The sequence below is a fragment of the Paenibacillus sinensis genome (genome assembly GCF_019904155.1).
GTDB classification, from domain to species: domain Bacteria; phylum Bacillota; class Bacilli; order Paenibacillales; family Paenibacillaceae; genus Paenibacillus_AQ; species Paenibacillus_AQ sinensis.
This window is the reverse complement of sequence record NZ_JAHCMB010000049.1, coordinates 119,549-132,416: the sequence shown is the minus strand read 5'-3', so window position 1 is coordinate 132,416 and position 12,868 is coordinate 119,549. Positions and strand designations below refer to the sequence as shown.

General features: G+C 53.6%; 9 protein-coding genes. All 9 read right to left on the bottom strand.

Going from position 1 to position 12,868, the window contains the following annotated elements; translation table 11 throughout:
* Window positions 1–15: 15 nt before the first annotated feature.
* The 9 genes from KIH86_RS06405 to KIH86_RS06365 all read right to left on the bottom strand — a co-directional run bounded on the left by KIH86_RS06405 (window position 16) and on the right by KIH86_RS06365 (window position 12,705).
* Window positions 16–993 (bottom strand): ABC transporter ATP-binding protein, encoded by a 978-nt coding sequence (locus tag KIH86_RS06405; protein WP_223081879.1) that lies wholly within the window; start codon window positions 991–993, stop codon window positions 16–18.
* Between the two features lie 17 nt (window positions 994–1,010).
* Complete coding sequence (locus KIH86_RS06400) at window positions 1,011–1,985, bottom strand: ABC transporter ATP-binding protein (RefSeq protein ID WP_223081878.1); 975 nt, start codon at window positions 1,983–1,985, stop codon at window positions 1,011–1,013.
* Window positions 1,986–2,307: 322 nt separating this feature from the next.
* Window positions 2,308–5,115 carry a glycoside hydrolase family 2 TIM barrel-domain containing protein gene (locus KIH86_RS06395; RefSeq protein WP_223081877.1) on the bottom strand — a complete coding sequence of 936 codons (2,808 nt, stop codon included), beginning with the start codon at window positions 5,113–5,115 and terminating at the stop codon, window positions 2,308–2,310.
* Window positions 5,116–5,300: 185 nt separating this feature from the next.
* Window positions 5,301–7,634, bottom strand: coding sequence for a histidine kinase (locus KIH86_RS06390; RefSeq protein WP_223081876.1), 2,334 nt, complete (start codon window positions 7,632–7,634; stop codon window positions 5,301–5,303).
* A gap of 78 nt (window positions 7,635–7,712) precedes the next feature.
* The gene (gene kdpC, locus KIH86_RS06385; RefSeq protein ID WP_235775288.1) at window positions 7,713–8,300 is read right to left on the bottom strand and encodes a potassium-transporting ATPase subunit KdpC; all 588 of its coding nucleotides are present in this window, start codon (window positions 8,298–8,300) and stop codon (window positions 7,713–7,715) included.
* 14 nt (window positions 8,301–8,314) lie between these two features.
* Entirely contained in the window at window positions 8,315–10,342 is a 2,028-nt protein-coding gene (gene kdpB / locus KIH86_RS06380; RefSeq protein ID WP_223081875.1) for a potassium-transporting ATPase subunit KdpB, read from the bottom strand.
* A gap of 27 nt (window positions 10,343–10,369) precedes the next feature.
* On the bottom strand, window positions 10,370–12,037 hold the full coding sequence (kdpA, locus tag KIH86_RS06375) for a potassium-transporting ATPase subunit KdpA (protein ID WP_223081963.1): 1,668 nt from the start codon (window positions 12,035–12,037) through the stop codon (window positions 10,370–10,372).
* A 32-nt stretch (window positions 12,038–12,069) separates the two neighbouring features.
* On the bottom strand, window positions 12,070–12,150 hold the full coding sequence (gene kdpF, locus KIH86_RS30070) for a K(+)-transporting ATPase subunit F (RefSeq protein ID WP_223081960.1): 81 nt from the start codon (window positions 12,148–12,150) through the stop codon (window positions 12,070–12,072).
* 222 nt (window positions 12,151–12,372) lie between these two features.
* On the bottom strand, window positions 12,373–12,705 hold the full coding sequence (locus KIH86_RS06365) for a hypothetical protein (protein WP_223081874.1): 333 nt from the start codon (window positions 12,703–12,705) through the stop codon (window positions 12,373–12,375).
* Window positions 12,706–12,868 lie beyond the last annotated feature (163 nt).

The window sequence follows — 12,868 nt, the reverse complement described above, 5'->3', positions numbered from 1 at the left end:
CTCACCTCTTCATTCTTATTCCGCAGCAAAACAAGCAATCGCATGCGTCGTTCCCTTTAATTCCGGCTCCTGTTCTCTGCAAATCGCCTTGGCCAGCGGACAGCGGGTATGGAATCTGCAACCGCTCGGCGGGTTGGCCGGACTTGGAACATCCCCCTGGATCACAATTCTTTCATTGGATCGCAGAGTCGGGTTCGGAATCGGGTAGGCGCTCAGCAGCGCTTTTGTATAAGGATGCTTCGCGTTCGTGAAGATGTCCTCTTTGGTTGCGATCTCAACCACTTTCCCCAGATACATTACCGCGATCCGGTCGCTGATATATTTGACCGCACCGAGACCGTGCGCAATGAACAGATAGGTCAGGTTGAACTCCTTCTGTAAATCCTTTAGAAGGTTCAGGATTTGAGCCTGTATCGATACATCCAGCGCAGATACCGGTTCATCGCAGACGATCAGCTTGGGCTTCAAGGATAACGCTCTTGCGATCCCGATTCTTTGTCTCTGTCCGCCCGAAAATTCGTGAGGATACCTGAACTTGTAGCTTTTGGGCAGGCCGACTACCTCAAGCAGCCTGTCTACTTCCTTCGAAATTTCGGAAGCGGGGATGATGTTATGAACCCTCATCGGCTCTTCGAGAATGTCGCTGATCCGCTTTCTGGGATTGAGCGACGAGTACGGGTCCTGGAAGATCATTTGCAAGTCCGCGCGAACCTTCTTCATTTTTCCATTGGAGTAATGGGCGATATCCTGTCCCTCGAAGAGAATCCGCCCCTCTGACGGCTCTTCGAGCCGGACAATCGAACGGCCAATCGTCGATTTGCCGCAGCCCGATTCACCGACCAGACTTAATGTTTCCCCTTGATAAATGTTCAGGTTCACTCCATCCACAGCTTTAACGTAGCCCGCTGTGCGTGATATAATGCCTTTGCGTATCGGATAATAGGTTTTGAGCTGTTCCACTTGAAGAAGCGGAGCAAGGTGAGATTCAGCCATGTTCGACCTCCTGAGCCTTATTCGTTATGATGGAGAAGCCAGCAGCGCGCTTTATGATTAACCTCAACCTCTGCCAGCGGCGGCGCCTTGGTCAGGCAGCGTTCTTCAGCTAATGGACAGCGTTCAAAGAACCGGCAGCCGGAAGGCATGTTCATCAAGGAAGGAACCGTACCCGGAATAGAGGCAAGACGTTCTTCGCCATCCAGATCCAGATGAGGGATCGACCGCATCAACGCCTGGGTGTATGGATGCTTCGGCTCCTTGAACAAGGTGAATACATCGGTCTCTTCCACAACCTGCCCCGCGTACATCACAATAACCTTATCCGCCATTTCCGCGATAACCCCAAGGTCGTGAGTGATCAGCATAATCGCCGTACCCGACTCCTCACGGAGTGATTTCATCAGTTCAAGAATCTGGGCCTGAATGGTGACATCAAGTGCCGTTGTCGGTTCATCCGCAATGAGCAGCTTGGGCTTGCAGGACAGTGCCATTGCAATCATGACCCGCTGTCTCATACCGCCGGAGAGCTTATGCGGATATTCGTCGATAATGACCTCCGGGCGGGGAATTCCAACCTTTCGCAGCATGTCTACTGCGTAGCTCTTTGCTTCTTTCTTCTTCATGTTCAGATGCAGCCGGATTCCTTCGATCATCTGATGCCCTATCGTAAACACAGGATTAAGAGATGTCATGGGTTCCTGAAAAATCATAGATATTTCGTTTCCTCTAATATCCCTCATATCGCTCTCGCTTTTTTGGGCCAGATCAGTTCCGTTAAAGAGCAGGGAGCCATTAATGATCCGGCCTTTTTTACCGAGCAGCCGCATGATTGAGAGAGAGGTGACACTTTTTCCGCAACCCGATTCCCCCACGATACCGATTGTCTCGCCCGGCTTCAAAGAAAAGCTGATATCGTCGATGGAGACGACCTCCCCCAGGTCTGTGTTGAACCCGGTTCTTAAATGATTGATTTCCAGCAGATTTGTCATTCTCTCACCACTTTTCGAGCATTTTATTGTCGTTGGATAGGCATCATGTTGGAGCGGATGTCACTATCTATAACATAATTTAATTAAATAAAAAAAGACGCCCTGTGAACAGGCGTCGGATTTTAGATAATCGCTCCAATTCTTGCTTCATTCACTGCCGCTTTCTGCAAAAAGGTATCCGTTTTTAACAGAATCACTAGTAAGGATACCTTGTTAAAAAAGGGGAGCCTCCATTCGTTCTTTTATGTCAGTTTATTTGCCGCGATAAGATAGCTTGTTGATCGCTTCATTCGTCTGCTTCATGCGTCCAACCTGTTCGGATTTATCGAATCAGCTCAAGGAGCTCTTCAGCGCTTGCCTTGTACTGCGGCTTGAAGTCCGGAGATTTCATGTATCGTCCAAGACTGGACAGGAATTGTCTGCCTTCCGGCGTGCCTTCTATCTTGCCAGAGTCCAGCGGGCAGACCAGCAGGCGGCCTGCGCCAACGCGGCACTCAAGCAACAAGCCCAGCTTGTGATTGCGCTCGAAATTGTCGATGGTCTGGACAATCGGGCTCCATTCCTTGGCGGTTTCGTCCATGATGAGCGACTTGGAATTCTGGACGATATTCCACCACGGATATGTGGAATGCTCCTCGCTCGGGAAGTCGCGTAATACGGGATGACGATTATCGATCAGCAGCCCCATAGTGCCGACCGGCACCGGCCGATTCATGCTCTCGGAGATGGAGCGGAACATCGGGTAGCACCAGAACTCCGTGCAGTAGAAGCCTTCAACCGCATTTTGAAGAAGCTCCGGCTTCGGCATAAGCAGCACGTCCCCGCCTTGTTCCAGCAGCGCAAGCGCCTCGGTGGACAGCTTTTCGAATACCTGGATGCCGGTCAGTCCCGCATCATTGATCGAGGGATAAATCCAGAAGTTATAGCATTTCCGGATATCGGTTCCTTCGATTTGGAGCGTGAGCTCGGCTTGGGTCATCCCCGGTACATCTGGAAGGAGAATGTCGATATCACAAATGTCGATATAGTTCGTTCCAGCAGGAATACCCGTTTCCTGGCTTCCTTGAGCCAGCGTGCTGCCGTCCGCCGTTACTCTCCAGCTCAGGACAAGAGGAGCGTAAGTCCGGCCCCGGAACCAGCTCAGCTCGGCGTGGGCGCTGAACATTTCGCCGGAGACATAGTTATATTTGGGGAATCTCGCAAGCAGAACCGCATCATTGCAGAAGGTGCGCCACTCCTCGGGCGTGATCATTCCCTTGGAATCCATAAAGGCGTCGAGAACGCCTACAAGAGCCGTGCCCTGGCCGCTGAAATCCTGCAAATCCAGCAGCTGGAATCCGGCAAGCCGCCGCGTGCGGAAGGCTGCCTCCAGCTCTTCTTTGTAACAGGCTACCGCCAGCTGACCCGAGATCTCGAAGTATTTGGCTGCCAGATGGCCCAGTCCCTTTTCCTCCAGCCGCTGACGGAAGATTTTGAAATTCTCGGCTTTAAGGGAGCCTGTGTACTTGTCAATCTCATCAAAATCCGGAAATGTCGCATACTGCCCGATCTCATGGGAGACGACCGGAACTTGCGGAATCCATTCTCCGGACGCATCTCCAAGCTGTACCGTCTTCGCCTCGGTGCCGTATTGAATCTGGATCGTGCCGCTTGCTTCCGTGCCAAGTTCCCCGTTGCTGCGGAGGTCAGGAGGGACGATCTGGTCGTCGTAATCCTTCATCGTACCGGGCAGGTCGTTCTGGACATGGCCCAACGGGGCGTCGCACATTGCATACGAGCCTCTGAAGAGACGGTCGCGGGAGAAGCGCACACCGCTGAAGAAATCGTCATGCTCAAGCACGCTCGGCATGAACTGGTGGTTATTGGAGCCCTGTGTATATAAAACCCTGTCATCGAGTTCCTTGTACGCTTTCAGTATGGCATCGATTCTCTCTTTGCTGCCCCATAGCTCATTGCCAAGCGACATCATAACACAAGAAGGATGATTGCCAAATGCTTTCAAGATCGCAAATCCCTCTTTGACCAAATAATCCTGCTCCGCCTGGTTATGGTTCTCATCGCCCTCCTCCGTGATGGTTCCCCAGAACGGCAGCTCGGGCTGCATGTAAATTCCCAGCATATCCGCGGCGGTGAAAGCAGCTTCCGGTGGACAGCAGGTATGGAAGCGGTAGTGATTGATGCCGTACGATTTGGAGATGCCGAGGATTCTCAGCCATTCCTCCACATCGGTCGGGGCGAATCCGGTCAGCGGAAAGATCAGGCCGTCATGCTTGCCCCTCAGAAAGGTGTTCTCACCGTTTATCGTGAATTTGTCGCCGTTCGTCTTGAATTCTCTCAGGCCGAAGATCAGCTCCTGCCGATCGCTTTCCGCTCCATTCTCATCCTTCACGATGACACTTAATGTATACAGATTGGGCTCGGCATCACTCCAGAGCAAGGCGTCTTGTCCCAGCTCGTAGCTGAGGTCAATGCTGCCCGGTTGAACGGTGAATTTCCGCTCATCAGCCTTATGCGAGACAGTTCCGTTAGAGCTGACAGCGGATATGGAGACGGTTCCTGAGAAAGCGCCTTCCAATTTCGCTGCAATCCGAACCGATCGGGATGACAATTCCGGAGTTAGCCGGATACCGCTTAAGTACGAAGCGCCGAAGAATTGCAGCTCGATGCGTCCGGTGATCCCGTTCCAGTTCGTCTGGGTATCCGGCGAGGTCAAGTGGCCGCCTTTGGTGAGATAACCGGTATTGTCAACACGGATGGTGAGTGTTTGACGGCCGGCCCGCAAATGTCCGGTCAGCTCATATATATGAGCCGTGTTCAGGCTGTCACGGCTGCCGATTTCCACTCCGTCCAGCCACACTGTCGTCAATCGCGTCCGCTCCAGATAGAGTGAGCAGGTCTTTCCGGCCAGCTCATCCGGAATCGTCACTTCCTTCGAATACCAAGCAAACCCTTCGAACAAGTATTCATCGGTTAGAGAGCCGACTAATACTTCTTCGTTCTTCGGACCCTTCCGAGCATGAGACGTTGTGCCGGGCAGCGTGATGACATCCGTGAACGGAAGCGACAGTCCCTGCTTGCCTGCGTCCAGTTGCAGGTTCCATTCGCCTTCCAGGCTGATTTTGGTTTGCATCATATTCCTCCTAAACCAGGTGCATCCTGTAATTATAATTTGAGAACGTTTACTTCAATCCATTCTCAAGTATCATAAGCGGCATTGCCCCTGACGATCCACCTAATAATTAGTGCAAAAATCATATGCTTTTTTCAGTAAACAAACGGTAAACAGCAGCTGTCAGCGCATATCGGTCCGCCTGCCTATCTGGCCGGCTCTGTCACATTCGGGTCGAAATCAGCCACGATCAGCATGTCCATATGCCGCGCGTTCCGGAGCAGGTAATGGACAAGGCTTTCTTTGAACCAGGTCAGCCACAGAGGCTTTCGGGACTGTCCAATAATAAGTTGGGTCGTATGAAGGACGTTCATCCGGTCCAGCAGCTGCCGGTTAACGTCTACTCTGCCCTTGACTTCGGTGATCTCCATGTTGCCTCCAAGCCGCTCGGTCAACAGGCGAAGCGCATCCAGCCGCTTACGTTTCTCTTGTGTCAATTCCGCTCCGCAGTGAACATAATGCACGTACCATTCGGCCTTAAGACGATGCGCGATGCGAAAACCGCGGCGAATAAGCCGTTCCGCTCGAGCATCCATGTCCACGCAGACGAAGATGACCTCCTGCCTGCTCCATGCTCCCCGAAAGGCAGAGTCCCGGTCCCATGCTTCCAGCCGCTCATCCACATCGTCGGCGATCTCCCTCAGCGCCAATTCCCGAAGGGCGATCAGATTGCCGATTTTGAAAAAGGACTCCAGCGCCTGATTGACTTTATCTGCTGCGTAAATTTTCCCCTCCCGCATCCGTTCCTGGAGCATTTGCGGCGTAACGTCAATCAGCTCAACCTCATTCGCCATTTTCAGAATGGCATCCGGCACCGTCTCTCTTACCCGTACGCCCGTCAATTGCGCTACCGCGTCGTTCAGGCTCTCCAAATGCTGCACATTCACGGTCGTTATCACGGAGATTCCGTTCTCCAGCAGCGTGATTACATCTTCATACCTCTTGCGGCTCCGGCTGCCCGGTACATTCGTATGTGCAAGCTCATCGACAAGCACAACCTCCGGATGCCGCGCAATGATGTACTCGGTATCCATTTCCTCGAGTACGGCGGATTGATAGGCGATCTTGGCACGCGGAATAACCGGCAAGCGCCCGATCTGCTCCTGCGTCTCTTTTCGCCCATGCGTTTCCAGCAGACCGACCATCACATCGATGCCTTTGTTCAGGAGCAGGTTGCCCTCCTGCAGCATTTTATAGGTCTTGCCTACACCTGGGGACGCGCCGATATACACCTTGAGCGTGCCATGCCGTATTCTCTCGATCTTCTTCTGCATCTCCTGGCGGGTCAGACGGTGAAAGGGCTCCTCAGGGCTTTTGGCCCCGGGTTTAATAGGCAGAATGCGTTCCCCTTCCCGCTCGGCCCGGTCCGCCATCAGGAAGACATCGATATTCCTCGTCTTGCGCAGCACACGGTTGGCGATGGAGCCCTGCCATTTTTCCTGCCAGCGGCTTTTTTGGGAGTGGCCCATCACAATTCTTGTCACCTTGCTCCGGATCGCGTAACGTACGAGCAGCACAGGCAGATGGCGGATATGGATCAAAGGCAGCTCTTCGAATCCCGCATCCACACGCTTGACCAGCTTCGTGATCGACTGCTTGAAGGTCATCTGCTCTTTGCTCAGCGGCTTGCCCGGTTGCACAAAGGTGACAACCATTAACTCTCCGTTCAGCCGTTTGGCGATTTGCTGCCCTCTTCTTACATATAAAGAGCCGTTCCAGTGATACTGGGCGGATACCAGAATTCGTTCAATCGCCCCGGAAGGTCCGACCAGACCATTCTCATCCCGGTGTTTCTCAAGCGAGTCGTTGACGCCCTCTGCCACCAGACGCAGCGCAGCCTCGCGAAGCACAGCCAGATTTCCCCTGCGTGACAGGGCGGGATGCGCCGATTGGCCAAGCACGCCTTCTTCAATCCGGGACAGAATGGTCTCAGGTGAGACGTCGATCAGGCGCACTTCATCCGCGAGCTCCAGCGTATCCAGCGGAACCGTTACCTCTGCCCGGATACCCGTTTTCTGATAAATGACTTCCCCCGCTCCTTCCAGCTCATAGACATTGACGGTTGTAATGACACTGATCCCGTTATTCATCAAGAACCGGATATCCTCAAGTCTAGTGCGAAACTGCGCACCCTTACGGTTGCGATGGGCGAGGCCGTCGACCAGCAGCACTTCCGGATTCCGTTCCAGAAGTACCTCTACCGGAAGGTCTTTCTGCTCCTTGCCATCCATCCACCAATGAACACTCGGTATACGCTCCAGATCGATGAGCTGCTGAACCGTCTCCGCCCGCTGCATGGTTGAAACGGCGCTGTATACCACATCGATGCCCTGCTGCTTCAGCTGTCTGCCCTCCTGGAGCATATGGTATGTTTTGCCCGATCCGCTGACCGGACCGATAATAATCTTCAGCCTGCCCCGGTGCAGCCGGGAGATTGATTCCAGAATTTCATCCGGCGTCTTGCGTTTATACGGTGCCATCCGCGTACTCCCCCCATCATATCCGAAAGGCAATCAGCCCTGTCACCTCGTAAAGGCAGACAGGGCTTATGCTCGATATTATTGCTTGTTCGCCGGCAATTTCGATAATGCGATATTCAGCTTCAGCACATTGACATGCTCCTCGCCGAACAATCCAAGATCGCGTCCGGCCGTATGCTCCTTCACCAGCTGCTCCAGCTTCACCGCCGGAATTCCGGTCAGGCTGCTGATTCTTGGGATCTGGGCGCGCGCCGAAGCGGGTGAAATATCCGGATCTAGACCGGAACCCGAATTCGAAATGAGATCGATAGGTAGCTGCCGGATAGGCACCTCCGGGTTATTGGCCTTCCACTGCGCGATGGAATCCTGAACCCGCTTCAGCATATCAGGATTGGAAGGAGCGTAGTTCGGCGTGCCTGAGGATACCGCGTTGTAGTCAATGCTGGAGACTCTTCCTTGAAAATACCTCGGCGAGGTGAAGTTCTGTCCGATCAGCTCCGAGCCAATCAGCTTCTTCCCGTCGTAGAGCAGGCTTCCGTTCGCCTGATGCGGCATCGCTGCCTGCGCAATGCCTGTAACCGCCAATTGATACACGAGTATGAGCAGCATGAGCACGATGCTCGTTCTGACCGTTACGATAATCGTCTTCATGGATGTTGTCTTCATCTATTGGTCATCTCCTAAACCATAAATTGAACGAGCAGGTCGATCAGCTTGATGCCGATGAACGGTGCGATGATGCCGCCGAGTCCATAGACCAGCAGGTTGCGGCTCAGGAGCTTGGATGAGCTCATCGGCTTGTAGGCGACCCCCTTCATCGCCAGAGGAATCAGCAGAGGAATAATGATGGCATTGAAGATAAGAGCCGACAGTATGGCTGACATCGGTGAATGAAGCCCCATTATATTCAGCACTTTCATCTCGGGAATTGCCACCATGAACATCGCGGGAATGATTGCGAAATACTTGGCGATATCATTCGCAATGCTGAAAGTCGTCAGCGCTCCGCGCGTCATCAACAGCTGCTTCCCGATCGATACGACCTCAATAATCTTCGAGGGGTCGGAATCCAGATCGACCATATTGGCCGCCTCTTTGGCCGCCACGGTCCCGCTGTTCATGGCGATCCCGACATCCGCCTGCGCCAGTGCCGGAGCGTCATTCGTTCCGTCGCCCGTCATGGCAACCAGCTTCCCTTCCGCTTGCTCGCGACGGATAACGGCGATTTTATCCTCCGGCTTGCTCTCGGCGATAAAAGCGTCCACGCCTGCCTCCGCGGCGATCGTTGCGGCCGTCAGCGGATTGTCGCCTGTACACATGATCGTCTTGATGCCCATCTTCCGCATCTGATCGAAGCGTTCTCTCATCCCCGGCTTGACGGTATCCTTCAAATAAATCAGTCCGTATATCGTCTGATCCACGGCCACCGCCAAGGGCGTGCCTCCCGCGGTTGCGATGGCGTTGCTGTTCTCCTGCAGCCCGGAGGGAATGACGCCTCCCTGATCCGATACCCACTGTTTGACGGCATCGACCGCTCCTTTTCTGACCTTCCGGCCGTCCTTCAGATCAACGCCGCTCATACGGGTCTCCGCCTTGAATTCGATAAAATCGGCGCCCTCCGCCACACTCTGTGGGAACGACAAGCCTTGCTTGTTCAGCAGCTCCAGCACAGAGCGGCCCTCCGGCGTCTCGTCCTGAACCGAGCTGACTGCGGCCCATACGCCCACTTCCTGAGCGCTGTAATTGCCGACCGGAACGAACTCGCTGGCCATGCGATTGCCGTAAGTAATCGTCCCCGTTTTATCAAGAATGATGGTGTTGATATCTCCCGAAGCTTCGACAGCCTTGCCGGACATCGCCAGCACATTGAACTGGGTGACGCGGTCCATCCCCGCAATCCCGATTGCGGACAGCAGGCCGCCGATCGTCGTCGGGATCAGACATACAAGAAGTGCGATCAGGACGGGAACCTGAAGCTGAATGTCCAGGTAATCGGCGAAGAACGGCAGCGTGATGACCACAAGCAGAAAAATGATGGTCAAGCTCACCAGAACGGTATTGAGCGCAATTTCATTAGGCGTCTTTTGGCGTTTGGCTCCCTCAACCAGCGAAATCATCCGGTCCAGAAAGGATTCGCCGGGATCGCTCGTAATCCGCACCTTGATCCGGTCGCTGATTACCTTGGTCCCCCCGGTTACCGAGCTGAAGTCGCCGCCCGCTTCCTTAATGACAGGCGCAGACTCGCCGGTAATTGCCGATTCATCAACCGAAGCCAGCCCCTCAATTACCTCACCGTCGCCCGGAATCATCTCGCCCTGGACGACAACGACCACATCGCCTTTGCGCAGCTCGGTAGAGGGCACCTGCTTGATGCCCTGTCCGGTTATTTTATTTGCCATAATCTCTTTCTTGGTCTTCTTAAGTGAATCCGCTTGAGCTTTCCCTCTTCCCTCGGCCAGCGCCTCCGCGAAATTGGCGAACAGCAGCGTAAAGAGAAGAATCAAGGCGACGGAAATGTTGAAGCCTGTTGATACTCTCACACCGAACGCATCCGGCACAAAGATCAGGAACAGGGTGATCAGAAATCCGGCCTCCACAACGAACATAACGGGATTCCGCAGCATGATCCGAGGATCGAGTTTGATAAAAGATTGCTTGACCGCCTGACCCACAATGTCTCGCGTTAACACAGTTTTTCGGTTGCTCATAGGTTTGGTTCCTCCATCCGGGTAGCTCTATGGTTTCAGCGTCAAATATTCGGCAATCGGTCCGAGCGCGACGGCCGGAAAGAATGTCAGTGCTCCTACAATGAGCACCGCTCCTATAAACACGGTCCCGAACAAGGCATTGTCTGTTCTGAACGTCCCCGCCGTCTCCGGCACACTCTTCTTGGAGGCCAGAGAACCGGCAACAGCCAGCATGGTGATGACGGAGAAGTAACGGCCCAGGAACATCACGATGCCGGTGGAAATGTTCCAGAACGGATTGGCATCTCCAAGCCCCTCGAAGCCAGATCCGTTGTTAGCCGCAGAAGATGTGTATTCATACAAGGCTTGAGACAATCCGTGATAGCCGGGATTCGAGATCGTATCCGGATGAGCGTACAGCGCCAGGGCGGTAGGCAGCAGGATCAGGAGCGGGTTAATAATCAGCGTGACCGCGATCAGCTTCATCTCCTTGCCCTCGATCTTCTTGCCGAGGAATTCCGGTGTCCTCCCGACCATCAGCCCGGACAGAAAGACGGCGATCATGGCGTACATCAGTACGTTGATGAATCCGGTGCCTACCCCGCCGAAGACCGTGTTGAGCATCATATTGCCAAGCGTGACGAGACCGCCAAGAGGCGTCAGTGAATCATGCATCGTATTAACCGCCCCCGTCTCGGAGGCTGTAGTTACGACTGAATACAAGGCCGATTCGGCGACGCCGAAACGCACTTCCTTGCCTTCCATGGAACCTTGATTATGCTGAACGCCCATTGCGTTGATCACCGGGTTGCCTGCGTTTTCGCTCGCCAGAGAGGTGCCCAGCAGAACGATCAGCATCACGATCATGGATACGAACAGAACGCGGCCCTGCTTCTTGTTGCCCACCATTTTGCCATAGGTGAAGGGCAGCGATGCCGGCAGCAGCAGCATAAGAATAATCTGGACAAAATTGCTGAGCCCGGTTGGATTCTCAAAAGGATGCGCCGAGTTGACGCCGAAGAATCCGCCGCCGTTATTCCCGAGCTCCTTGATCGACAGAAACGATGCCACAGGTCCTCTGGCAATCTCCTGCGCCGCTCCCTCAAGCGTGGTGGCCATCGCCGTCCCATGCAGTGTCTGCGGGACGCCCATTGCGACGAAGATCAGAGCAAGCACGAAGGATATTGGCAGAAGAATGCGGGTAATGCTTCGGATCAAATCGACGAAGAAGTTGCCCAGCGGCTTGCCCGAAAGCCCGCGAATGAAGGCGATCACGCCTGCCAGGGCGGATGCAGGAGCGGCAAACATCATGAAGACGATGGCGATCATCTGCGATAAATAAGACAAGCCGCTCTCGCCGCTGTAATGCTGCAGATTCGTGTTGGTCATGAAGCTGACCGCCGTATTGAAGGCAAGCGTCGGCTCCATAGAAGGAATTCCGCTTGGATTAAGCGGCAGCACGCCTTGCAGACGGAAGATCAGATAGACAAGCAGAATCATAACGGAGTTGCTGAGAACGAGCGTTAGCGCATATTGCTTCCAAGTCTGGTTCTCCTGCCGGATGCCCCCTAGCTTGAATAGCGGCTTCTCGATCCATCCGAACCACCGGTCAAGGCCGGTTGCTTCATAATCGAACGCCTTCGCCATGTACAGCCCCGCAGGACGTGCCAGCAGAAAAGCGATTAATAGAGTTACTGCGATTGCGAGATAAGAAATCATGGTCACTGGAAATCCCTCCTGGAGTCACCCTAAAAACGTTCCGGATTAATAAGTGCGTAAGTCAGATACAACAGAAGTGCGGCTATGATGACAAGCAATCCCCAGATCATCAGCGTTCGCTCCCCTCTTCAACCGTATGGACTGCCCATCGCTCAAGTCCGATCATGAGCAGGGCAAGCACCAGCAGCGTGGCCGCCATATAAACATCCAGCATGGTAATCTTCCTCCCTGTTATCTTTGTGTATGGTTTCTTTATGGGATTAATCGTAGCATTTCCATCATTAATTCAGGATTAGAATCTAGCGGCAAGAGATTAAGAACGCATTAAGATTTCACAAGTACACGTCATCTCCCAACACCTGATTTGCAGCCTGAAGAAAGCTATGATACCCTCCGTCAAGATCATTCCGGTGAGGGAGTGCAATGCGCAGCGTATCCTGAGCCATTGCTTCGTTGAACTGGTAGCTGGTCAGCAGCAGCTCCCGAATCCGATCAGCCGGCACCCCTTTGGCGAACTGCTCGGCCGCCTGATAGACGATGCGATCCTCATAGATTCCGCCTTCGGTCAGCTTTTTCAGGCTCAGATTATCCCAGAATCTCTTGGCAAGGTACAGGACCGCCGCAATCAACGCAATCAAACCTATCAGTTTAAAAAAACCATTCATCTGCCTCTCTCCCCTGTTATCTACGTGGTTTCCGGCATTCAGCGTAACACTCCGGCCGTTAGTTTGGGATTAGAGTGTGAAGCATGGAGTTAAGATCGTCTAAAGATTGGAGCAAGTTACTTCCATAACAAAAAGACCATGCTCTTAATGAGCATGGCCGGTG